We start from the raw sequence: 23,574 nt of genomic DNA, 5'->3' as shown, positions 1-23,574 counted from the left end.
ATCATCGGCGACCGCCAGACCGGCAAGACCGCGATCGCGGTCGACACGATCATCAACCAGAAGGCCAACTGGGCCTCGGGTGATGTCACCAAGCAGGTTCGCTGCATCTACGTGGCCATCGGCCAGAAGGCCTCGACGATCGCGGCGGTGCGCCAGACGCTCGAGGACCACGGAGCGCTCGAGTACACGACGATCGTGGCCTCGCCCGCATCCGACCCGGCCGGCTTCAAGTACCTTGCCCCGTACGCCGGCTCGGCCATCGGGCAGCACTGGATGTACGGCGGCAAGCACGTCCTCATCATCTTCGACGACCTGTCCAAGCAGGCTGAGGCCTACCGAGCTGTCTCGCTCCTCCTGCGCCGGCCGCCGGGACGCGAAGCCTACCCGGGCGACGTCTTCTACTTGCACTCCCGCCTCCTCGAGCGCTGCGCCAAGCTCTCGGACGAGCTCGGGGCTGGCTCGATGACCGGCCTGCCGATCATCGAGACCAAGGCGAACGACGTCTCTGCCTACATTCCGACGAACGTGATCTCCATCACGGACGGTCAGATCTTCCTCCAGTCCGACCTGTTCAACGCGAACCAGCGCCCCGCTGTCGACGTCGGCATCTCGGTCTCGCGAGTCGGCGGCGCTGCCCAGGTGAAGTCGATGAAGAAGGTCTCCGGCACGCTCAAGCTGGACCTTGCCCAGTACCGCGACATGCAGGCGTTCGCGATGTTCGCGTCGGATCTCGACGCCGCGTCGCGCCAGCAGCTGACCCGTGGGGCCCGCCTCATGGAGCTCCTGAAGCAGGGGCAGTACTCGCCGTTCCCCGTCGAGGAGCAGGTCGTCTCGATCTGGGCTGGCACGAACGGCTACCTGGACAACGTCCCGGTCGAGGACGTGCGCCGCTTCGAGGGCGAGTTCCTCGAGCACCTGAGGCACCGCACCTCGATCCTGACGACGCTTGCACAGACGAACGTCCTCGATGACGACACGGCCGAGGCGCTCAAGACTGCGATCATCGACTTCAAGCAGGGCTTCTTCGGGCAGGGCGACAGCCACCTGGTCGCAGCCGGCCACGAGGAGCACGAGGCTCTTTCCGAGGGCGATGTCAATCAGGAACGGATCGTCAAGCAGACGCACTGATTCCACTCGGTGACCGGCCGGGTCCGCGTCTCCGGAGGGCAGCTCCGGATCGCGGCCCCGGCGGGTCAGCGATGGACAGGAAAGGACAAGAATGGGTGCCCAGATCCGGGTCTACCGCCAGAAGATCGCCTCGACGACGTCGATGCGCAAGATGTTCAAGGCGATGGAGCTGATTGCCACCTCCCGCATCGGCAAGGCGCGGGCGCGACTCGCTGCCTCTCTGCCGTACGCCCGGGCCATTACCCGCGCGGTCTCGGCCGTGGCGTCGACGAGCGACTTCGAACACCCGCTGACAACGGAGCATGAGAATGTCCGCCGCGCGGCCGTCCTCGTGCTGACCGCTGACCGCGGCCAGGCGGGGGCCTTCTCTGCGAGCGTCCTGAAGCGGGCCGAGTCCCTGTCGGAGCTCCTGCGCAGCCAGGGCAAGGAAGTCGCGACGTACCTCGTTGGCCGCAAGGGCCAGGCGTACTTCGACTTCCGGAACCGCGCCTACGTCCAGGTGTGGACGGGCCAGACGGACAACCCGGAGTTCGAGCGTGCCAGGGAGATCCGCCAAGTCCTGCTCGAGGCGTTCTCGGCACCGTACGAGGAAGGCGGCGTCGACGAGATCCACGTGGTCTACACGTCTTTCAAGTCGATGGTCGTCCAGGAGCCCGTGGTCATCCGGCTGCTTCCGCTCGAGGTGGTGTCGGAGAAGGCGTCCGAGGCCAACGAGATCCTGCCGCTGTACGAATTCGAGCCCGAGCCCGAGAAGGTCCTCGACGCGCTTCTTCCGCGCTACATCGAGTCGCGGATCTTCGCCGCGATGCTGCATTCGGCCGCGAGCGAGCTGGCGTCGCGCCAGCGGGCGATGAAGAACGCGGGCGACAATGCGACCGAGCTCATCAAGAAGTACACGCGACTGCGCAACACCGCCCGCCAGGCGGAGATCACGCAGGAGCTCACCGAGATCATCGCCGGCGCAGACGCGCTGAACGCCTGAGGCCCCCGGAGCCTCGGCCCCACTCAATAGACTGACTACACGCCTAACTGGAGAAGTGAGAGACATGACTGCCACTGCCCCCGAAGCGGTTGCCACCGCCGGCGCGACGGGCCGGATCGCCCGCGTGATCGGTCCGGTGGTCGACGTCGAGTTCCCCGCGGACTCGATCCCGGAGATGTACAACGCCCTGACCACCGAGATCACGCTCGACGGCCGGACTCGTACGATCACGTTCGAGACCGCCCAGCACCTCGGCGACAACCTCGTCCGCGCCATTTCGCTCCAGGCCACCGACGGCCTCGTCCGCGGCACCAGGGTGCAGGACACCGGCGCCCCGATCTCGGTTCCGGTCGGCGACGGCGTCAAGGGCCACATCTTCAACGTCCTCGGCAAGCCGCTGGACGTCGACGAGTCCGAGATCCAGGCCTCGGACTACTGGCCGATCCACCGCAAGGCCCCGTCCTTCGCCCAGCTCGAGGGCTCGACGGAGATGCTCGAGACGGGCATCAAGGTCATCGACCTCCTCACCCCGTACATCAAGGGCGGCAAGATCGGCCTCTTCGGCGGTGCCGGCGTCGGCAAGACGGTTCTCATCCAGGAGATGATCACCCGTGTTGCGCGTAACTTCGGCGGTACGTCCGTCTTCGCAGGTGTCGGCGAGCGCACCCGCGAGGGCAACGACCTCTGGGTCGAAATGGAAGAGGCGGGGGTGCTCAAGGACACCGCGCTCGTGTTCGGCCAGATGGACGAGCCGCCGGGAACGCGTCTGCGCGTCGCGCTGTCGGCGCTGACCATGGCGGAGTACTTCCGCGATGTGCAGAACCAGGACGTGCTCCTGTTCATCGACAACATCTTCCGCTTCACCCAGGCCGGTTCCGAGGTCTCGACGCTGCTCGGCCGCATGCCGTCCGCGGTCGGCTACCAGCCGAACCTCGCGGACGAGATGGGCGTGCTGCAGGAGCGCATCACCTCGACGCGCGGCCACTCGATCACGTCGATGCAGGCGATCTACGTTCCCGCCGACGACTACACCGACCCCGCGCCGGCTACGACGTTCGCGCACCTCGATGCGACCACCGAGCTTTCGCGTGAGATCGCCTCGCGCGGCCTCTACCCGGCCGTGGATCCGCTCAGCTCGACGTCGCGAATCCTCGATCCGCAGTACATCGGCAAGGACCACTACGACACCGCGGTGCGCGTCAAGCAGATCCTCCAGAAGAACAAGGAGCTGCAGGACATCATCGCCATCCTCGGCGTCGACGAGCTTTCCGAAGAGGACAAGATCGTCGTGGCCCGGGCCCGCCGCATCCAGCAGTTCCTTTCCCAGAACACGTACACCGCGAAGCAGTTCACGGGTGTCGAAGGCTCGACCGTCTCCATCAAGGACACGATCGAGGGCTTCAAGGCGATCTGCGATGGCGAGCTCGACCACATCGCCGAGCAGGCCTTCTTCAACGTCGGTGGCCTCGACGACGTCGAGCGCAACTGGGCCAAGATCCAGGAATCGACGAAGTAGCATGGCCGAACTCGAAGTCGAGATCGTGGCGGCGGACCACTTCGTGTGGTCCGGCGGCGCGAAGATGCTGAAGGCTCGCACGGCCGACGGCGAGATCGGGATCCTGCCGGGGCACACGCCGGTCCTTGCGATCCTGCACGAGGGCAACATCGAGATCCAGCCTGTCTCCGGCGACCGCATCGTGGTCGAGGCGGACGGTGGCTTCTTCTCCGTAGACAGCAACCGCGTGGTGATCGTCGCCGACAACGCCCATATCAGCGAGTCAGTCGCGGGGACCCGTTAGCCCTCGTTGATGGACGATTCCGCTCTTCCGTTCATCGTCCTGGCAGCGGTCTTCCTGCTCCTTGCAGCCCTGCTCTGTGCCCTCGGGGTGCGCCGCTTTGTCCTGCGGCGCACCCTGGGCACGGTGGATGCCTCCATCAGCCTGTCCTCCGGGGCGTGGCGGATGGGGGTTTGCCGTTATCAGGACACCGAACTCGAGTGGTTCGATCTGCTCTCCCTCAGCCCGCTTCCCAAACGCCGCTTCACGCGGAGCGCGTTGGTGCTCCAAGGACGCCGCATGCCCACCGAAGCCGAGCGGCCCAAGGTGCAGGCCGACGTCGTCATCGTGGAGCTGACCCATCTGGGCAGCCAAGTCCGCTTTGCCATGGACTTCCGCGCGTACGCGGGCCTCGCCTCGTGGCTTGAAGCCGGGCCCGTGATCGGCGTCGGAACGTGGCGCTGATCGCGAAATGGATTCCCTCTACGAGTTGAGGATCGTCGACGGTCCCGTCGCCGTCGCCTGCTGGATGCTGGCCCTCGGCGGGATGGCCGCTCTCTGTCGCCTGGTGCTCGGCGACCCTCCGCTGCGGGCACGTCGGCTCGCGGTCCTCATTGCGCTGCCGCTCGCGGCTGTCGCCTTCACGGCCGCCCTCCAGTGGCTCGTCGTCGAATGGCTCACCGTGTTCCCCGGCGAACTCCCCGGCGAAGTGCTCGCCGCCGTCGGCCTCGGGGCGCTCGGACTGCTTCTGGGAGGGGCTGCTCTGGTGCGCATAGGCCGGGCAGGGGGAGCGTGGGGACGGCGAGGCCTCGCGGCGGTGTCCGCGGCCTCGACCGCCCTCCTGTCCGGGCAGTTGGTCAACGCCTATTTCGGCCTCAATCCGACGGTCGGCGATCTCGTCGGCAGGACGCTCGCTCAGGTTCGTCCTCTGGAACCGGAGCTCGGGCGCTCGGCAGCGCCGTCCGTTCCCCTCTCGGCCTGGGTTCCGCCGAGCAAGGGCCTTCCGGGTACCGGCGAGCTGCGGACTGCGGACATCCCCGGGAGGACCTCGGGTTTTCGCGCACGCCCCGCCTTCATCTACCTTCCACCCGCATACTTTGGCGACCCGCGTCCCGAGCTCCCGACGCTGATCCTGATGTCCGGCCAGCCCGGGAACCCTTCGGACTGGCTCACGGGCGGCCGGCTCCAGGTCAAGCTCGATCGCTTCGCCGCCCAGCACGGGGGAGTGGCGCCGGTCGCCGTGGTCGTCGACCCCCTCGGGAGCACGTCGGCGAACACGCTGTGCATGGACAGCAGGCTCGGCGCGGCTGAAAGCTATCTCGTGGATGATGTCGTCCCGTGGATCAAGGAGAAGCTGAGCGTCGCCACCGAGCCCGAGCGGTGGGCGGCCGGCGGCTTCTCCTTCGGCGGGACCTGCGCCGTCCAACTCCTCGCGAAGCACCCGCGGCTCCTGACCAGCGCCCTTGGCTTCGCGGCAGAAGAGGAGCCCGCGCTCGCCAAGGACCGCTCGAAGACCATTGACACGGCGTTCGACGGCGACGCCGAGGCCTTCGAGTCGCAGGTGCCGGCCCGCCACTTCGCGACGCAGCGGCACGATGGGAGCCTCCTGTTCCTCGCCGCCGGGTCGAAAGACCTCGACTTCGTCCGCCAGTCCAGGCGTCTGGCCGAACAGGCGCGGGCCGGTGGCCTCGCGGTCGAGACAGCGCTCGTCCAGGGCGAAGGCCACTCTTGGGAGATGCTCGGCAAGGCCTGGGGACAGGGGATCGCGCTCCTCGCCCAGCGATGGGGGATCGCATGACGGCTGACGTCGAAGCGCCGGAGACGCGGCCGCTGGTGCACACGGTGCGCGAGAGCGCCACGCGGCGGCTCGTCTCAATCAGCCGCTATCCGGTCACCCTCTCGCTCATCGGCGTGTTCTGGGTCGTGGGCATCGCCACGGGGAGCCTGCTCTCAGGGCCAGACGCTCGGCTCTACGGCTTCGTCGGAGGGGACTTCGCGTCCCTGCGTTCCGGGCAGTGGTGGGGCGTCGCCACATCGATCTTCTTTGCCTCGAACCCCTTCGCGTACGTCGCGGGAACGGTCGTCATCGGGGCCCTCGTGCCCTTTGCGGAGCGGGCCTTCGGCCCACTGCGGACGATTGCGCTGTTCTTCGGGGGCCAGCTCGTGAGCCTCATCGCCTTCTTCACGGTGGCCCAGATCGCCCAATGGGCTGGTGACGACTGGATCGGCGCCATGGTGGACGTGCCAGTGCTCGGCCCCTACCCGGCGGCCCTCGTGTGCGGGCTCGGGGCGAGCGGGACCCTGGGGGCCTTCGTGCGGCGCCGTCTGCGCGCCGTCGTCCTCGCGGTCGCCGGAATGCTCGTTCTGTACGTCGGGCACTCGGAGACCGTGCTCGGACTGATCGGTGCCCTCGTGGGACTCATGGTCGGATGGTGGTTTCGCACCGGAGCCCCTGAGCGGACCTTCCGGCTGCCGAGCATCCGCGAGCGGCGCAATCTGCTCGCGCTCTGTGTCGCCTTCGTGGCCGTGGGGCCGGTCCTCACGGCCTTCAGCCACAGTCCGAGCGGACCGTTGGCCCTCGTGCGGGACATGGTCCTCAACCCCCTCCCTGCACTGACGCAGCTCCAACAGGACTGCGGGGGCACCGTCGACAGCGAGTGCCTTCAGGCTGGCCAGCCCACGGTGCTCTCGGCTGCGGGCTATCTGACGTCGCTCTTCCCGATCCTGATTCTCCTGGTGTGCGCCGAAGGCCTCCGTCGCGGCCGATCCGTGGCGCTTCGCGTCGCGATCTTCGTCCAACTCGCGGTCGCCGCGCTCTCGGCGGGCTATCTCGCGCTCTTCCTGCGGATCCCCTACCGGCCGGAGCGAAGCCGCATCGGCATCCTCGGCTCCGGCTTCGTCCACCTCCTGCCGGTCGCGGTCTGCGCTCTCGCGCTCGTGATCCTGCTGTGGATGCATCGGGACCTCTTCCCCGTGGAGACGGCGCGAGGCATGCGCCGCAGGCTGCAGATCGCCGGCGCGGTCCTCGTGGGGGGCCTCGTGGCCGTCTACGTCCTCCTCTGGCTGCGTGACGGCGGCCTGAGCCTCCCCGGGGGAGTCCTCGGACTCGTCGGCGAGATCCTGCGGCAGTATGTCCCCTCGCCGATCCCGATCAGCTACGCGCCGCTCTTCCGCAACCGCAGTCCCCTCGCGTTCTGGCTCTTCACGTACAGCGGGCTCGTCGTCTGGGCCGCGGCGCTGCTCGGCGTGAGCATCGCCGTCCTCCGGGGCCAGCAGTCCCTCGGCCGTCGGGATGACAGCCTCCAGCTCGCCCGGCGCCTCGTGCACCAGGGAGGTGGGAGCCTCTCATGGATGACGCTGTGGCCGCCAAACCGCTTCTGGTTCGACGAGGGGTCGACGGCGGGCATCGCCTTCCAGCAGCACGGCAGGGTCGCGCTCTCGGTCGCCGGGCCGATCGGCGCCCCCGGCGGATGGCATTCGGCGGTCGAGGGCTTCGTCGGCTACTGCTCGCGCCATGCTCTCGTGCCGTGCTTCTATTCGGTGACGGAGGACATCTGGCCCCTCCTCCGTGATCGGGGCTTCCGTCGGGTCGAGGTGGCGCAGGAGACCCGGCTCCGCATCCGGGAGCTCGAGTTCAAGGGCAAGGACTGGCAGAACGTCCGGACAGCGGTGAACCGCGCCCGAAAACTGGGCGTGCGAGCCGAATGGGGCCGGTATGTGGCCCTCAGCTCGCAGCGGCGCTCGCAGCTGCACGTCCTGGCCGAGGAGTGGTCCGCACGGAAGACCCTCCCCGACATGGGCTTCACCCTGGGCGGTCTCGACGAGCTGGCCGATCCGGAGGTCCTCCTGTGCCTTGCGGTCGACGACGAGGGGACCCTTCACGGTGCCACGAGCTGGCTTCCCGTCTACCGGGAGGGCCGCGTGGTGAGCTGGACGCTCGACTTCATGCGCCGGAGCCCCGACGGCTTTCCCGGGGTCATGGAATTCCTCGTCGCGTCGGCGGTGACCGAGCTGCGTTCGATGGTTGACACTATTTCCCTGTCCGGCTCGCCGCTTTCCTCCGATCCCGCGGGAGAGCGTGCGGCGGTCGAGGGCGAGGACGAGCTTCTCGGCCGGATTCTCGATGCTACCGGTCAGGCCCTCGAACCCGTTTACGGTTTCCGTTCGCTCGCGCGCTTCAAATCCCACTTCCAGCCGGAATACCGCGCGCTCTACATGTACTACCAGGACACCCTGCACTTGCCAGCCATTGGCCGCGCTCTGGCCGAGGCCTATCTGCCGGGCCTCACGATGCGGCACCGCATGCGCCTTCTCCGGAGCCTCGTCCGGTAAACCGCGATTAGTGACCTGATCGGTCAAGAATATCCACAAAGACAAACAACAGGGCCCCGGGTTCACCCGGGGCCCTGTGCGAATGTGCCGAGGTCAGAGGGCAGTGACGCCCGTCGCCTGCGGGCCCTTTGAGCCCTGGCCGATCTCGAACTCAACGCGCTGGTTCTCCTCAAGCGTGCGGAAGCCCGTCGACTTGATCTCCGAATAGTGGACGAAGACGTCGCCTTCGGCGTCGTCCGGAGTGATGAAGCCGAAGCCCTTCTCAGCGTTGAACCACTTGACGGTTCCCTGTGCCATTCCTTGATTCTCCTGTGGATTGCCGATCGATGGCCTTCCGCCGGTGCGGAAAGCCCAGTTACTCCGCGGGAAGAACCTGACACACACTGTTATCAGGAGCTTCGCGCTCGCAACGGTCTTGCGAGCATGTTCTGCTAGCTGAACAAGCTGCTAGCTCACAGATACTGCTGACTACTCAAGACTGGTTATAGCCAATCATGCTCGGAAGGCACGGTCAATGGCATAGAAAGACGTTGCCCCAATTCCGAGAGAACAATTTCTGAATCGAAGTGGCTCAGTCGGCGTTCGGAAGGGGCAGGAGCTGCCCGCGGCGCACGACGGCGGCGAGTCTCAGTTCCGAGTCGGTCGCGACAAGGTCGGCGCAGAGACCGCGCCTCAGACTGCCGAATTCGTCGATCCGGCCGAGGACCTCGGCAGGAACCGCCGTTGCGGACCGGACGGCGGCCGCGAGCGGGACGCCGCCCTCGACGGTATTGCGGACCACGTCGAGCAGAGTTGCCGTGCCACCGGCGATGGCCCCGGTTGCGTCAAGGGTCGCGACCCCGCCGCGCACCGTGACGGCCGAGGGCCCGAGCGTGTACTGGCCGTCGCCGAGTCCGGCTGCCGCCATCGAGTCGGTCACGAGCGCGATGTTGGCCTCGCCCACGAGCGAGTAGACGGTGCGGACCGTGGCCGGGTCCAGATGCACGCCGTCCGCCACGAGCTCGACGACGGCCCGCCCCTCTGCGGCGGCGCGGAGGCATGCGGCCACGGGTCCCGGCGAGCGGTGGTGGAGGGGAGGCATCCCGTTGAAGAGATGGGTCACCGTGGGGAGCGTCTCCTCGCCGTCGAAGCCCGCCGTCGTCAGTTCGTCGCGGGCCTGGGCCAAGGAAGCCTCGGCGGTCGCATCATCGCAGTCCGTGTGGCCGAGTGACGGGGTGACGCCGTGCTGGATGAGGAGGTCCACCAGAGCCGCCGCTCCGGGGAGCTCGGGCGCATACGTCATCGTCTCGAGGTTGCCCTCGGCAGCTTCGATGAGGTCTTCTGCCAGGCCCAGGTCAGGCTCGAGGAGGAAGTCCGGATTCTGGGCGCCGCACCGAGTCGAGGAAAGGAACGGGCCCTCAAGATGGATTCCGCTCACCAGGCCCTCCGCGTCGAGACGCGCGAACAGGCGGATGGCCTTCAGGAGATCCTCGGGCGCGGCGGTCACGAGACTCGCCAGCAGCCCTGTCGTCCCGGAGCGGTGCAGGAAGTCGAGCGCACGGCGTGCGGAATCCTCGTCCCCGCTCGGGAAGTCGCCGCCGGCCGCCCCGTGGCAGTGGAGGTCCACGAGCCCGGGGAGCAGGAGCGCGCCGTCGGGCAGCGGGAGTTCCTCGCCGCCGAACTCAGCCGCGTCGAAGTCCGCAGCTGGCCCGGCGTAGGCGATCCGGTCGCCCTCGATCGCGACGAGGCCGTCGTCGAGCGTCTCCCCGTCGCTCACGATGCGCCCGCGTGCGACGAGGCGGGTCTGCTGGGAGGCGGGGGAAGTCATACGACGATCATAGGCGAGCAGCCCCGAGCCCGTCCGCCCGCCGTCGTCCGAGGATGCGGTTCGCGAAGGCGATGTGGTCCGAGGAGCGGTGCCCTCAGAACAGGCGGCTCTCGGAATCGTCGACGCCGCGCAGGGCGTCGTAGTCGAGAGTGACGCAGTCGATGCCGCGATCGGTCGCAAGGACTCGCGCCTGCGGCTTGATCTGCTGCGCCGCGAAGATGCCGCGCACAGGCGCGAGGAGCGGGTCCCGATTCAGGAGCTCGAGGTACCGCGTGAGCTGTTCGACGCCGTCGATGTCGCCGCGCCGTTTGAGCTCGACGGCGACCGTCCGACCGTCCGCGTCCCGCGCCAGGATATCGACCGGCCCGATCGCCGTCGCATACTCGCGCCGGATGAGCGTGTAGCCCGTGCCCAGCGTCTCGATCTGCTCCGCGAGCAGGCGCTGGAGGTCGGCCTCGACACCGTCCTTGATGAGCCCGGGGTCCACGCCCAGCTCGTGGTTCGAATCGTGCAGGTGCTCGTGGATGTTGACGATGAGGCGGTCGTCCGACTTCGCCGACTGGACCGTCCACTGTTCCACGACGCCATCCTCGAACTGGGCCCCTTCGGCGTCCGCAGCGGTGACGCGCAGTGTCGCGGGAGGGCTCATCCAGTTGAGCGGCTTGTAGGAGCCCCCGTCCGAATGCACCAGCACCGAACCGTCCGCCTTGACGAGCAGGAGCCTCGTCGCGAGCGGGAGATGGGCCTTGAGGCGGCCTTCGTAGTCCACGGAGCAGCGGGCAATGACGAGTCGCACCCGAGCACTCTACCGGGGCCGGGAGAGAATGGGGGCATGCCGCGTTCCAACCGTCCCCGCCGCCCCGCGCGCCCCGCTCCCGGAGGCCGCGGCCGCCAGGGCGGCGCCCCGAAGCCGGACGACGACGGCGAGGACTTCGACCTCGAGCGCGTTCTGGCCGGCTTCGCGCGGCTCGAGTCGGCGCCTGACGGCGACTGGCGCGTACGGCAGGTGACGACCCGAAACGCGGCAAAGGAATACACGTGCCCAGGCTGCTCGCGCACCATCCCGCCCGGGCTCGCGCACCTCGTCGTGTGGGCCGACGATCACCTGTTCGGCGAGGAGGCGGGCATCGCCGAGCGACGTCATTGGCACACCCGCTGCTGGCGCACGCGGACGTACAGGTACCGCTGACCGCTCTCGGGTACCGCTGACCGCTGCCCGCGCTTCGCCCGATGCCGTGCGGCTCGCGTCGGAGCAGGCCGTTAGTCTGGGCTCATGCCGTTCGATCCCTCCTCCTACGAGTTCGCGCCGACGTCAGGTCCCGTAGAGATCCGGGCCAACACGGTCCTGCCCGCTCGCCGGGAGAACATCGAGCTCCATACCGACGACGGACTCACGCTTGTCGGCGAACTCGCCCTCCCGCTCGACAGCGAGCCCAAGGCGACCCTCGTGACGCTCCACCCGCTCCCCACCCACGGTGGCTTCATGGACTCGCATGTGTTCCGCAAGGCGTCATTCCGGCTGCCCGCGCTCGCCGGACTGGCCGTCCTCCGCTTCAACACCCGCGGGACGTCGAGTCCCCGAGGAACCAGCGAGGGCAGCTTCGAGGAAGGTGTGGGCGAGCGCGCCGACGTGGAAGCGGCTGTGCGCTTCGCAGCCGAGCGCGGGCTTCCGCAGCGGTGGCTCGTCGGCTGGTCCTTCGGGACGGAACTGGCGCTCAAGTACGGCGCGCTGCCGCCGGTCGAGCCGCAGATCGAGGGCGCCGTCCTGCTCTCACCGCCCCTGCACCGGGCGGGAGACGAGGATCTCGCCGCGTGGGCGTCGTCCGGCAAGCCGCTCACGGTGCTCGTTCCGGAGCACGACGACTACCTCCGGCCGCCCGAAGCCCGCGAGAGGTTTGCTGCTGTCCCGCAGGCGAAGGTCATCGGGGTCGACGGCGCGAAGCACCTGTGGGTCGGGGAGAAGTTCGTCCAACGGGCGCTGGGAGAGATCGTGACGACCGTGACGGGCGGCGCGGCGGCGGAACGTCCCTCCCTGCCGACCTCATGGGAAGGGCCCGTCGCCATCGCGGCTGGCTGAACCCTCGCCGGCCGGTCGTTCAGTGCTGGTCCTGCCGGGCGATGAAGACCTCGCGGATCAGGAGCATGACCGCGGCCGCTGTGGGGATCGCAATGAGGGCGCCGAGGACCCCCAAGAGGCTGCCGCCCGCGATGACGGAGATGACGGCGACCGGACCCGGGACCGCGACCGCCTTCTGCATGATGCGCGGAGAGACGAAGTAGGCCTCGAACTGCAGGTAGCCGAAGTAGGCGATGGCGAGGACGAGGGCGGTCTGCCACCCGGCCGTGAGTGCCACGAGGACGATGGTCGTGCCGGCGATGACTCCGCCGACGAGCGGGATGAACGCGAGGAACCCGACGACGAAGGCGAGGAGCGCGGCGAACGGCACTCGGAGGATGCTCATGACGATGAACGCATACGTCGCGTTGAGCACCGCAACGCAGACCTGGCCGATCACGTAGTTGCCGACCGAGCGCGTGATCTCCTCGGAGAGGGCCTCGACCCGGGCCCTCCGCGAGCGGGGTGCCAGGCGGTAGCCCCACGCCTTGATGGCAGGGAGCGCGGCGAGGAAGTACAGGCTCAGGACGAGGACGACGAGGGCGCCGAAGGCGGTGTTCGCGATCGTCGTCCCGACGCCGAGTACCCCACCGAAGACGTTCGTGACGGCCTGGGAATTCTGGCCGAACTTCTGCAGCTCGTCCGTGATGCGCTGCTTGATGCCGAACTGTTCGTCGAGGCTCCGATACCAGTCGGAATTCAGGATGCTGTTGATCCAGTTCGGGAAGGCGGTGACCAACTGGCTGATCTGGTCGACGAGCGTCGGAATGAGGGTGCCGAAGAACGCCGCGAAGACCGCGAACAGCGCCAGGAGGGTGACGGCGATCCCAGCCGCGCGCGGCACGCGGCGTCCCTCGAGCCAGCGCACCACGGGATCCAGACCCAAGGAGATGAAGAGGGCGGCCAGGATCCACACGAGAAGCTGGGTCGTGTGCTGCGCGATGTAGTAGAGCCCCAAGGCGATGCCGACACCGACGGTGCCCATGAAGCCCATGTACAACGGGTGCTGGGGCGACATGCGCGGTCCCGGCTTGCCGAACTCGCCCTCTGGTTCGGTCTCGACGGGCTCGACGAGCGGCGGCATCTGGAAGCGCACCCGAGGCTGTGCGCCCGGAATCGGGCGGCGGAGGCGGCTCGCGAACGAGCGCATGTCCCAATGCCGGCGGACGGCTCGGGCGCGGGCTTCCTCGGCGGAGGATCTACCGAGTCCGGCCGAACGGTCATCCGGCGTTCGAGTCGGTTCGTCTGCCACAGCTTCTGCCTTCCGATCGGGCCTTTTGTCACCCTATCAGCCGCATGATCTCGCGCCTCGGAGGGTGACGCCACGGTGGTCCGACGGGCTCGAGTCGGCCTTCAGGTCACGATTTGGTTACCATTAACCGTCCCCTTCCCCGACGTGAGGTGTTTTTCTGTGCGAGTCAAGACCGCAGCCGCGCTCGTGCTGCTGGGCCTGATAGCTCTCGTGGCCGGCATCGGCCAACTGACGTTCTGGGCGCCCCCGAGCACTGTGACGGCAACTCTCCCTGCCGACACCAAGGCGGCCCCACTCATCGTGCTCGACTCCAAGCTCGAGAGCCTCCGGGGAGGGCAATCCGAGGTCACGATCAAGGGGGACGGCGCGTTCGTCCTCGCGACCGGGCGCCCCGACGACGTCGCGGCGTGGGTCGGCAAGACGGCCCACACAACGATCGACGGCGGGTCGGCTGACGGAAAGCAGCTGACCGCGGCCTACACGGCGGGTGACCCTTCGGCCCCCTCTCCCGCCGGCGCCGACACCTTCGCCACCACCCAGAGCGCTTCGGGCACCCTCGACTACCACTGGGACGTTCCCGGTGACGGGAAGTGGCAGCTCGTCCTCGCGACGGACGGCACGAAGCCCGCTCCCCACGACATCACGGTCACATGGCCCAGCAACGCGACCACTCCGTGGGCCGTTCCGCTCATCGTCCTCGGCGCACTCCTGATCCTGGCGGGCATCGCGCTCCTCGTCCTCCGCCGTCGTCGGCCGGGGTCGGGGCGGCCGGTGACCGCTTCGGGCGGCCCGAGCGCAGCCCCGCATGCCGCCGAGCCCCAGACGCCTGCTGCCGGGCGTGCTGAGCGCAGGGCCTTCGTGCGCTCCGCGTCGGCGGCGGCCGCCGTCGTCGTCGCCCTCACCGGCGGTGCCGCTGCGGCTCACGCCACACCCAGCCCCGCGCCCTCGGCAACCGGCTCGACTTCGCCAAGCCCCAGCGGTTCGGCCAGCCCCAGCGGTTCGGCCAGCCCCACCGCTTCGCCGAGCGCCGCCCCGAACCCTGAGGACAAGGTCCTCCTCGACGAGCAGCTCCAGAGGATCCTCGACCAGGTCGCGACGACGGTCGCAGCCGGCGATCAGGCCAAGGACGCCACCAAACTCCAGCCGCGCGTCGACAATTCAGCGCTCCAGGCCCGGACCCAGAACTACAAGATCAGGGCATCCGTATCCTCGGCGGCGCCCCTCGCACCGGTCCGCAGTTCCCGCCTCCTCACGAGCGTCGTGACGGTCCAGCGCAGCTGGCCGCGCACGGTCGTGGCCGTGACGCAGGGCGACGGCAACACGACGCCGCAGATCCTCACCCTCCGCCAGAACGACGCACGCTCCAACTACAAGCTCGTCGAGGCCTCGCCGCTTCTTCCGGGTTCGACCTTCCCCAACGCCCTCAAGGCCGGGGCGGAGCAGGTCGCGCTCGACTCCAAGGACGGCCTCGCCTACAGCCCGAACGAAGCGCTGAGTGGGCTCGGCGACCGGCTGACGAACGCCAACGGCTCGTGGAAGGACAAGATCCCCGAGAACGCCTACATCAAGGACACCTTGGGGTACGAGTCGGACATCGTCAACGCGAGCCCGAACGGCAACCTCACGTTCACGCACAGCCCGACGGGCAACGACACGGTCGCCTACCGCACGGCGGACGGCGGTTCCCTCGTCATCGCGGCGCTCCAGTTCACGATCGAGGGCACGCCCAAGTCGGCCGGGGACAAGCTCACCGTCCAGGACGACGCAGCCGCGCTGGCCGGCGGCAAGGAGGCGACGACCAAGATGAGCCTCCAGTTCCTTGAATCGGTTGCCCTGTACATCCCGCCCGTCGGCGGAAAGCAGCCGGTCACCCTGGTATCCGGGACCCGGAACCTGGTCGGCGCGAGCGTGAGCTGACCCTCACCGACCGGAGTTTCGCGAGGGGCGGAGCCGCTGTGAGCGGCTCCGTCCCTCGCACTATGGTGGAGGCATGAGCGTTCCCGGTTCCCGCCAGCCAAGCCCCTTGCCCTCGATGAGCCTTCGCGGCGCCGTCGACCTTTCGGCGCTCAAGGCGCGCGCGACGGCGACGCCGCCGGCCCACGCGCCGAATGCCGACGCAGCGGGCACCGGGCCCCGAAGCGGTTCCACCGCGCCCGGTGAGACGAGCGGCGGCCAGGCCACGCAGGACGGCGGTCAGCCGATTCAGATCGACGAGGCCAACTTCCCGCAGCTCGTCCAGCTCTCGGCCCAAGTGCCCGTCGTCGTCCTCCTGTGGGCGCAGTACTCGCCCGAATCGCAGCGGATCAGGGACGAACTCGCGGCTGAGGTTGCGGGATACGGCGGGCGCCTTGCCTACGCGACGGCGGATATCGAGGCGTTCCCGCAGCTCGCCCAGGCGTTGGCGATCCAAGCCGTCCCCACCGCGATCGCGTTCCTCAAAGGGCAGCCGATCCCGCTCTTCCAGGGCGCTGCCGCCCCTGCCCAGTCGCGCCAGCTCTTCGAGGAGCTGCTCCGTGTCGCCGAGGCCAACGGCGTGACGGGAACGGTCGACGGCGAACCGGCGGCTGCGCCGGCCGAGCCTCCCCTTCCGCCGCGCCTCCAGGAGGCGTACGAGGCGCTCGATGCAGGCGACTACGCCGCGGCTGAGGCGGCCCTGACGAAGGAGCTCGCTGAATTCCCCGCGGACCATGAAGCGAAGGCAATGCTTGCGCAGGTCCATCTCATGTCCCGCGTCGAGGGCCTCGGCCAGGACGAGGCCGAACGGGTGCGCGCGGAGGCAGCCGCCTCGCCGGACGACGTCGCGGCCCAACTCGCGGTCGCCGACTTGGACCTCGTCGGAGGGCACGTCGAGGACGCGTTCGGGCGGCTCGTCGACTTCATCGGACGCAACTTCGGGCCGGAGCGCGAGGAGGCGAGGGTCCGCCTCCTCGAGCTCTTCGAAGTCGTGGGCGCGACGGATCCGCGGGTCAGCTCGGCCCGCCAGCGGCTCGCCCGGGCGCTCTTCTAGTCCTCGGATGCGCAGGTCTGGTCCTCGCGCCCGGCTGGATTCCTCCTCCGGGTGTCCTCCGCCGGAGGGATCCCCTGGCCGGATCTGCTTGCTAGCGTGAGGTCATGACTCTGCCCAGCTACCCTGTGCCCGACGGCGCGGGGTATCCCGTCGGCTCGGCCCTCTCCATCCGGGGCCTCGCAAAGGCCTTCGGGGGGAAGCCCGCGGTCAACGGCATCAGTCTCGAGGTTCCGGCCGGCTCGTTCTATGGGCTCGTCGGGCCCAACGGAGCCGGCAAGACCACCACCCTGTCCATGGCCACCGGCCTCCTGCGCCCGGACGCGGGAACGGCGCTCGTGCTCGGGATCGACGTGTGGCAGGATCCGCTCGGCGCCAAGCGCCTCATGGGGGTGCTGCCCGACGGCGTGCGGCTCTTCGACCGTCTCAGCGGCGAGCAGCTGATCACCTACGCGGGCCTCCTGCACGGCCTCGACCGGGCGACCGTGGCTGCCCGGACCCGCGACCTCCTCGAGGCGTTCGATCTCACCGCCGACGCGCGGACCCTCGTCGTCGACTATTCGGCCGGCATGACCAAGAAGATCGCCCTCGCCGCCTCCCTCGTGCACGCGCCGCGCCTGCTTGTCCTTGACGAGCCGTTCGAGTCGGTCGATCCGGTCTCGGCGGCCAACATCCGGGCGATCCTGACGGACTACGTGCATTCCGGCGGGACCGTGATCGTCTCGAGCCACGTCATGGACCTCGTCCAGCGGATGTGCGACCACGTCGCTGTCGTCGCGCAGGGCCAGATCCTCGCTGCCGGGACGGTCGACGAGGTGAGGGGCGGGTCGACGCTCGAGGACCGCTTCGTCGAACTGGTGGGCGGCCACGGTCCCGCCGAGGGGCTCTCGTGGTTGCACACCTGATCACGCTCAAGCTCGCGCTCCTGCGCAACGGCCTGCGCCGCAGCGTCGGGCAGCTCGTCGGCCTCATCGTCGGCTCGCTCTACGGGCTCGGGCTGCTCTTCCTCGCAGTCCTCGGCCTCATCCTGCTGCGGCTCGTGGACGCCGGGATCGCGGGGCCCATCGTCGTGCTCGGCGGGTCCGCGCTCCTGGCCGGGTGGGCGTTCGCGCCGATCCTCGTCTCCGGCGTCGACCTCACCCTGGACCCGGGACGATTCGCGCTCTATCCCATCCCGCTGTCCCGGCTGCTGATAGGCCAGGCGCTGGCGGGCCTCATCGGTATCCCCGGGGCGTGCACCGCCGTCGCCCTCGCCGCGACCACGGTGACGTGGGCGCGGGACCCGCTCACCTTCGTCGCGGGAGTCCTCGGCGCCGTGCTCGCCCTCGGCCTCTGCGTCGTGGTGAGCCGCCTCGTCGCGAGCGCGGTGACGGACCTCGCCACGTCCCGGCGCTTCCGCGAGGGGAGCCGCATGGTCATGATGGTCCCGATCGTCCTGCTCGGGCCCATCCTCGGCCTTGCGATCCGGGGAATGGAGACGAACCTCGGGGCGGTGCACGCCCTCGCGCAGATCCTCGCCTGGACGCCCCTCGGGGCCTCGCTCGGAGTGCCCGCAGCCGTCGCCGAAGGCCACCTCCTCGAGGCGTTCCTGAAACTCCTGATCGCGGCGGCGTCGCTCGTCCTCGCGGCGTGGGCGTGGTCGCGCTCCCTCGCCCGGGCGCTCGTGACTCCGGCGAGCCGCGCGTCGTCGGGAAGCAAGGCGGGGCGCGGGGGGCTGGGGCCGTTCGGCTGGATGCCCGCGAGCCCTGCGGGTGCCATCGCGGCGCGGGCGCTGGTGTATTGGGTCCGGGACCCCCGGTACGGGACAGCGCTCATCATCGTCCCGCTCGTCCCGGTGATCCTGTTCTTCTCCTCGGCCCAGCAGCACCAGTCGGACGTGTTCCTCCTCTCGGGCCCGCTCGCGGCGTTCCTCCTCGCGTGGTCGCTCGCGACGGATGTCTCCTACGACTCGACGGCGTTCTCGCTCCACCTCACCGCCGGGGTCCGCGGCCGTGCCGACCGCTGGGGGAGGGCATTGGCGCTCCTCACGTTCGCCGTCCCGGCCGCGGCCGTGATCGCCCTCGTGCCGTTCGTCGTCTCCGGGCGGTGGGGCCTCCTCCCCGGATACCTGGGGCTCGCGTTCGGCGTCCTGCTGAGCGGCAGCGGCCTCGCGTCGGTCGTGTCGGCGAGGTTCACGGTGACCGTACCCCTCCCGGGCGAAAGCCCGTTCAAGCGTCCTCCGGGGAACACGACCCAGACGTTCCTCGTTCAGATCGGAGGCCTCCTGACGCTCGGGCTGCTCGTCCTGCCCGAGATCCTCCTCGTAGCCCTCTCGGTGGCGACGGGGGAGCCAGGCTACGGCTGGGGCGCCCTTCTCGTCGGGATCGTCCTCGGGAGCGCGCTCTGCGTCGGCGGAATCACCCTCGGGGGGATGTGGTTGGACCGTCGCGGGCCGGAGGTGTACTCCTCTCTGGTCCGGTCGGGTTGACCGGGCCTTCGACCGACGGCCCATTGCCCCCGTGACCTGTCGGAGCCCGTTGCTAGCATGGAGTAATGAGCACAGCTGACCCCTTCGACCCGTATGCGAATGATCCGCGGGACCCTTCGGCTGCCGGTTCAACGGCGACCATCGAGCGCGAGGAGGTCCGCGAGGAACTCGAGCCGGGGGACCGCGAGCGGTTCTCGCACTATGTCCGCAAAGAGAAGATCATGGAGTCGGCCCTGACGGGCGAGCCCGTGATCGCGCTGTGCGGCAAGGTCTGGACGCCGGGCCGAGACCCGCAGAAGTTCCCGATCTGCCCCACGTGCAAGGAGATCTACGAAGGCCTGCGTCCGGGCAACGACGGCAGCAACGGCAACAACGACGACGCGTAAGTGGCCACGGGTGAGGCTCGGGGCCTGATGTCCCGGACCTACCGTGGCCTCGTCATAGGGCTCCTCGCGATTGTCACGTGCAGCGCCTTCGAGGCCATGGCCGTCACGACGGCGATGCCGGTCGTCGCGGCGAATCTCGGAGGGCAGCGGTCCTATGGCCTAGCGTTCTCGCTGTATCTGACGGCTTCCCTGGCCGCCACGGCGGCGGCCGGTCCCTGGAGCGATCGGGCTGGACCGCGCCCCTCTCTCCTCACAGGGCTCCTGCTCATGTCCGCAGGCCTGCTCCTGTGCGGCGGTGCGTGGGACTTCACGGCCTTCATGTTCGGGCGGATGGTCTCGGGCGCGGGTGCGGGCTTCATGATCGTGCCCGTGTACGTGATCATCGGCCAGGCCCTTCCGCCGGCACTCCAGCCGGTCCTGTTCGGCTGGTTCAGCGCGGCGTGGGTCGTCCCCTCGCTCGTCGGCCCCTACGTCTCTGGACTCCTCGCTGAGCATGGGAGCTGGCGGTGGGCCTTCTTCGGCGTCGTGCCGATCGTCGTCGCGGCCGTGCTCCTCATGTGGCCCCGGATCAAAGCGCTGGGGGCGCCTCGGGCGAAGTCGATGGCGGCAGGCGAGGGGCGCCGTCGTGCGCTTCTCGGTGGGGCCCTCGCCGTCGGCGTCGCCGTGGCGCAGTGGGCGGCGCAGTCTCTGGCGGATCCGCAGATCCGGGACGCTGTCACGCCGGCGGCGCTCGCGCTCCTCGGTGTCGCGGGGCTGGCCGCCGTCGTCCTGACCATCCCGCGGCTCCTGCCCGCCAACGCGTTCCGCCTCGCACGCGGACTGCCCTCCGTCGTCGTCGTCCGGGGGCTGCTGACGCTCGCGTTCTTCGGAGCCGAGGCCTTCGTTCCGCTCATGCTCGTGGACCGCTTCGGGCTCGAACCGTCCACCGCGGGACTCGCGCTCACGGGCGGCGCGCTCGGCTGGACCATCGGTTCCTTCGCCCAAGCGAAGGGGTGGCTTCCGAGGCCGGCGTTTCTCATCGTCGGACCCGCCATGGTGGGGGGCGCGATGGGTGGGGTCGCGCTCGTAGTCCTTGCCCACGCGGCTCCGCTTCTGCTTGCGTCCGCGTGGGCCGTCGCGGGGATCGGAATGGGCCTCGCGACGTCGACGACGTCCGTGCTCGTGCTCGAGCTGAGCGCCGCGGCGGAGCGGGGCAGGAATTCGGCCTCGCTCCAGTTGGCCGATATGCTCGGTGGAGTGATTGGAACCGCCGGAGCAGGAACGCTGTACTCCCTGATGCTGACCCCGGACAGGGCCCCGGGCCCCGGTGCCTTCGCCCTCCTCGTCGGCGTCCTGGCCGTCTCCGCCCTCGTGGGTGCAGCCGCGGGCTCCCGGACCAGCACGCCGTCGTCCGCCGTGCACGAGGCGGATCGGGCGTGACGGATACGCTCTTCGGCGGCCAGGAGTCTTCGCGGGCGCTCTCCCCGGCCTACCCAGAGCGGGCGGCGTGGGGGACCGCGCCGAAGCTGCGCGCCTGGCAGCAGGAAGCGCTCGACAAGTACCTCGAGCGCGCGCCGCGGGACTATCTCGCCGTCGCGACCCCCGGCGCCGGCAAGACCACGTTCGCACTCCGCGTCGCCTCGACCCTGATCGACCGCGGCCTCGTCAACCGGATCACGATCGTGGCGCCGACGGATCACCTCAAGCGCCAGTGGGCCGATGCGGCTGCGCGGGTCGGGATCGCGATCGACCCCAACTTCAAGAACTCGGACGGCCAACACGGGCGCGACTTCATCGGCGTCGCGGTGACGTACGCGCAGGTGGCGAGCAAGCCGCTCCTGCACCGGGCGAAGACGGAGGCCGCTCGGACGCTGGTCATCCTCGACGAGATCCACCACGGCGGCGAGTCGCTCTCCTGGGGCGACGGACTGCGCGAGGCGTTCGATCCGGCCGTGCGTCGGCTCGCCCTCACCGGCACGCCGTTCCGGTCCGACACCTCGCCGATCCCTTTCGTGGACTACGTCGAGGACGCCGAGGGGATCCGGCGCTCCAAAGCGGACTACACGTACGGCTACGGCCAAGCGCTTCGCGACCACGTGGTGCGTCCCGTCATCTTCATGGCCTACTCCGGGCAGATGCGCTGGCGCACGAGTGCGGGCGACGAGATGGCGGCCTCACTCGGGGAGGCGGCCGTGACCAAGGACGTCACGGCACAGGCCTGGCGCACAGCGCTCAACCCTCAGGGAGAGTGGATCCCGGCCGTCCTCGCGGCGGCGGACAGGCGACTCACCGAGGTACGCCGCACCGTGCCCGACGCTGGCGGCCTGGTGATTGCCACGGACCACGAGGACGCGCGCGCCTACGCTGGCCAGCTCAAGAAGATCACCGGTGAGTCGCCCGCCGTCATCCTCTCCGACGACGCGAAGGCCTCCAACCGCATCGAGGAGTTCTCCGTCGACGAATCGCGGTGGATGGTCGCGGTCCGCATGGTCTCCGAGGGCGTGGACGTGCCCCGGCTCGCCGTGGGCGTGTACGCGACCTCGACGTCTACCCCGCTCTTCTTCGCGCAGGCGGTGGGGCGCTTCGTCCGCGCACGACGGCGGGGCGAGACGGCGTCCGTGTTCCTCCCCTCGGTGCCCCAGCTCATGGCGCTCGCGAACTCGATGGAGGCCGAGCGGGACCACGCGCTCGACCGCCCGTCGACCGACGAGGACGGGCTCATGGATCTCGAGGAGTCGCTCGTCGATGAGGCGAACCGTGAGGAGAAGGCCTCGGACACGCTGACGAAGGGCAAGTACGAGGCGCTCGAATCGCAGGCGGCATTCGACAGGGTGCTGTTCGACGGCGGAGAGTTCGGCACGGGCGGCGAGATCGGCTCCGATGAGGAACTCGACTTCCTCGGCATCCCCGGACTGCTCGACGCCGATCAGGTCGCCACGCTCCTGCGACAGCGCCAGCAGGACCAGGTGTCGCGACGGAAGGCCAGGCCCCCCACGTCGTCCCCCGCGGGTGTGCCGGACCACCGTCTGCTCATGGACCTTCGCAATGAGCTGGCCAAGAACGTCTCGGCATGGAGTGCGCGTACGGGGACCCCACACGGCGTCGTCCATACGAAGCTGCGGGAGGTGTGCGGCGGGCCCGCGGTCGCGCAGGCGAGCGAGGACCAGCTCCGCGCGCGCCTCAAGAAGCTCCAGGAATGGTTCATCGGCCGCACCTGACGCCCCCCTCCCGTTGCGCCGTCACGTTCGCGGGGTGGGCGCTCGTTGCGCCGTCACGTTCGCGGGGTGCCTGTGGATAACTCACCCCGGGTCCCGTCGTCGGCCGCGAGACTGGGGGCATGACTAAGCGCTCTGCCCTTCCTGACTCCTTCACACAGCGACCATTCACTCAGCCGGAAGCGATTTCAGCGGCGATCAGCCGGGGACGCCTTCGGGCCTCTGACCTGACGAGGCTCAGTCGCTTGATCTACGCACCCACGGGAACCGAACCGGGGCTCTTCGACCGTTTGCGTGCGCACCTGGCCGTGACGCCCGGAGCATGGGGCTCGCATCAGACCGCTGCGGGGATTCATCTCATGCCTGTCCCACCGTGGCTCTCTGACCACGAGCTCCTTCACCTCAGCAAGCCGCACGGGCTCCCACGGGTCCGCCGCCGAGGGGTAGTCGGTCACGAGGTGCGATTCCGACCTTCCGAGCTGTGCTACGTCGACGGTCTCCGCATGAGCACTCCGGCTAGAACGTGGCTCGATCTCGCGATGCAGCTTCCACACGAGCATCTCGTCGCCTTGGGCGATCATCTCCTGCGGAAACCGAGGCCCCAGCTTGAAGGTCGGGACCAGCCGTACGCAACAAAGGAATCGCTGGTCGAGATGCTGGCAGCGCACCCGAAAATGAAGGGGCTCGCACGCTGTCGGCTCGCTCTTGAAGATATGCGGGTCGGGTCGGACTCGGTCCCGGAGACCCTCTTGCGCCTGGCCATGGTGTCAATGGGACTTCCGGAGCCAGAGTTGCAGCTCCAGCTCGATCCGCGCGATCCCTTTTCGCCTTCGGGGGACATCGGCTATCGAGCGTTCAAGATCGTGATTCAGTACGAAGGCGCCCATCATGAGGGCGACGCCCAGCGCCTGGCTGACGCGCGGCGGGACCGAGCATTTCGCGACGCTGGTTGGTTCGTCATTCACGTCCGGCTAGATGACCTTCGGGAAGATTTCCGAGGAGTGATTCGCCGGATCAAAGCTGCTATTCGCGAAAGGGCAGCGTGAGGGACCCTGCGGAGGTGACGGGGCAACGGCTGGGGACCCTGCGGAGGTGACGGGGCAGGGGGTGGGGACCCTGCGGAGGTGACGG

General features: G+C 69.0%; 21 protein-coding genes. 17 read left to right on the top strand and 4 right to left on the bottom strand.

What is annotated here, in order from left to right:
- From atpA to V7053_RS11140, 7 genes are all read left to right on the top strand, one after another.
- Positions 1–1,128 (top strand): F0F1 ATP synthase subunit alpha (atpA, locus tag V7053_RS11170; RefSeq protein ID WP_334172349.1); only part of this gene is annotated, 1,128 nt, incomplete at its 5' end.
- 91 nt (positions 1,129–1,219) lie between these two features.
- Positions 1,220–2,110 (top strand): F0F1 ATP synthase subunit gamma, encoded by an 891-nt coding sequence (locus V7053_RS11165; protein ID WP_334172348.1) that lies wholly within the window; start codon positions 1,220–1,222, stop codon positions 2,108–2,110.
- A gap of 64 nt (positions 2,111–2,174) precedes the next feature.
- Positions 2,175–3,626 carry a F0F1 ATP synthase subunit beta gene (atpD, locus tag V7053_RS11160; protein WP_334172347.1) on the top strand — a complete coding sequence of 484 codons (1,452 nt, stop codon included), beginning with the start codon at positions 2,175–2,177 and terminating at the stop codon, positions 3,624–3,626.
- Position 3,627: 1 nt separating this feature from the next.
- On the top strand, positions 3,628–3,909 hold the full coding sequence (locus V7053_RS11155; RefSeq protein ID WP_334172346.1) for a F0F1 ATP synthase subunit epsilon: 282 nt from the start codon (positions 3,628–3,630) through the stop codon (positions 3,907–3,909).
- A 9-nt stretch (positions 3,910–3,918) separates the two neighbouring features.
- Positions 3,919–4,350, top strand: a complete 432-nt coding sequence (locus tag V7053_RS11150) for a DUF2550 domain-containing protein (protein ID WP_043119928.1) — start codon at positions 3,919–3,921, stop codon at positions 4,348–4,350.
- Positions 4,351–4,357: 7 nt separating this feature from the next.
- Entirely contained in the window at positions 4,358–5,683 is a 1,326-nt protein-coding gene (locus V7053_RS11145; RefSeq protein ID WP_334172345.1) for an alpha/beta hydrolase, read from the top strand.
- Positions 5,680–8,217, top strand: a complete 2,538-nt coding sequence (locus tag V7053_RS11140; RefSeq protein WP_334172344.1) for a phosphatidylglycerol lysyltransferase domain-containing protein — start codon at positions 5,680–5,682, stop codon at positions 8,215–8,217. Before V7053_RS11145 ends, V7053_RS11140 begins: the two co-directional genes overlap by 4 nt.
- 93 nt (positions 8,218–8,310) lie before the next feature.
- On the opposite strand, the gene V7053_RS11135 is transcribed toward V7053_RS11140, so the two are convergent.
- The 3 genes from V7053_RS11135 to nucS form a co-directional block, all read right to left on the bottom strand.
- Positions 8,311–8,514 carry a cold-shock protein gene (locus tag V7053_RS11135; protein WP_043119926.1) on the bottom strand — a complete coding sequence of 68 codons (204 nt, stop codon included), beginning with the start codon at positions 8,512–8,514 and terminating at the stop codon, positions 8,311–8,313.
- A 274-nt stretch (positions 8,515–8,788) separates the two neighbouring features.
- Positions 8,789–10,024: an N-acetylglucosamine-6-phosphate deacetylase gene (locus V7053_RS11130; RefSeq protein ID WP_334172343.1), complete on the bottom strand. Its 1,236-nt coding sequence runs from the start codon at positions 10,022–10,024 to the stop codon at positions 8,789–8,791.
- Between the two features lie 94 nt (positions 10,025–10,118).
- Positions 10,119–10,820 carry an endonuclease NucS gene (nucS, locus tag V7053_RS11125; RefSeq protein ID WP_334172342.1) on the bottom strand — a complete coding sequence of 234 codons (702 nt, stop codon included), beginning with the start codon at positions 10,818–10,820 and terminating at the stop codon, positions 10,119–10,121.
- A 36-nt stretch (positions 10,821–10,856) separates the two neighbouring features.
- Between nucS and V7053_RS11120 the strand changes: the two genes are divergently transcribed.
- Together V7053_RS11120 and V7053_RS11115 are read left to right on the top strand one after the other, a co-directional pair.
- Entirely contained in the window at positions 10,857–11,213 is a 357-nt protein-coding gene (locus V7053_RS11120) for an ATP/GTP-binding protein (RefSeq protein ID WP_334172341.1), read from the top strand.
- A gap of 84 nt (positions 11,214–11,297) precedes the next feature.
- On the top strand, positions 11,298–12,101 hold the full coding sequence (locus V7053_RS11115) for an alpha/beta hydrolase (protein ID WP_334172340.1): 804 nt from the start codon (positions 11,298–11,300) through the stop codon (positions 12,099–12,101).
- Between the two features lie 19 nt (positions 12,102–12,120).
- On the opposite strand, the gene V7053_RS11110 is transcribed toward V7053_RS11115, so the two are convergent.
- Complete coding sequence (locus V7053_RS11110) at positions 12,121–13,392, bottom strand: AI-2E family transporter (RefSeq protein WP_443022607.1); 1,272 nt, start codon at positions 13,390–13,392, stop codon at positions 12,121–12,123.
- 159 nt (positions 13,393–13,551) lie between these two features.
- On the opposite strand from V7053_RS11110, the gene V7053_RS11105 reads away from it, so the two are divergent.
- The 8 genes from V7053_RS11105 to V7053_RS11070 all read left to right on the top strand — a co-directional run bounded on the left by V7053_RS11105 (position 13,552) and on the right by V7053_RS11070 (position 23,489).
- Complete coding sequence (locus V7053_RS11105) at positions 13,552–15,309, top strand: hypothetical protein (protein WP_334172339.1); 1,758 nt, start codon at positions 13,552–13,554, stop codon at positions 15,307–15,309.
- A 73-nt stretch (positions 15,310–15,382) separates the two neighbouring features.
- On the top strand, positions 15,383–16,399 hold the full coding sequence (locus V7053_RS11100; protein WP_334172338.1) for a tetratricopeptide repeat protein: 1,017 nt from the start codon (positions 15,383–15,385) through the stop codon (positions 16,397–16,399).
- A 104-nt stretch (positions 16,400–16,503) separates the two neighbouring features.
- Entirely contained in the window at positions 16,504–17,301 is a 798-nt protein-coding gene (locus tag V7053_RS11095) for an ABC transporter ATP-binding protein (RefSeq protein WP_334172337.1), read from the top strand.
- The gene (locus V7053_RS11090; protein ID WP_334172336.1) at positions 17,286–18,863 is read left to right on the top strand and encodes a transporter; all 1,578 of its coding nucleotides are present in this window, start codon (positions 17,286–17,288) and stop codon (positions 18,861–18,863) included. The genes V7053_RS11095 and V7053_RS11090 overlap by 16 nt, the downstream gene beginning before the upstream one ends.
- Positions 18,864–18,928: 65 nt before the next feature.
- Positions 18,929–19,249, top strand: a complete 321-nt coding sequence (locus tag V7053_RS11085; RefSeq protein ID WP_334172335.1) for a DUF3039 domain-containing protein — start codon at positions 18,929–18,931, stop codon at positions 19,247–19,249.
- 27 nt (positions 19,250–19,276) lie between these two features.
- The gene (locus V7053_RS11080; protein WP_334172334.1) at positions 19,277–20,668 is read left to right on the top strand and encodes an MFS transporter; all 1,392 of its coding nucleotides are present in this window, start codon (positions 19,277–19,279) and stop codon (positions 20,666–20,668) included.
- Complete coding sequence (locus V7053_RS11075; protein ID WP_334172333.1) at positions 20,665–22,446, top strand: DEAD/DEAH box helicase; 1,782 nt, start codon at positions 20,665–20,667, stop codon at positions 22,444–22,446. Before V7053_RS11080 ends, V7053_RS11075 begins: the two co-directional genes overlap by 4 nt.
- Positions 22,447–22,946: 500 nt before the next feature.
- Positions 22,947–23,489, top strand: coding sequence for an endonuclease domain-containing protein (locus V7053_RS11070; protein ID WP_334172332.1), 543 nt, complete (start codon positions 22,947–22,949; stop codon positions 23,487–23,489).
- The last annotated feature ends 85 nt before the right edge of the window (positions 23,490–23,574 follow it).

The organism is Sinomonas sp., assembly GCF_036848755.1.
Taxonomy (GTDB): domain Bacteria; phylum Actinomycetota; class Actinomycetes; order Actinomycetales; family Micrococcaceae; genus Sinomonas.
The sequence above is the reverse complement of the archived record's forward strand: the minus strand, read 5'-3'. Positions and strand labels throughout refer to the sequence as shown.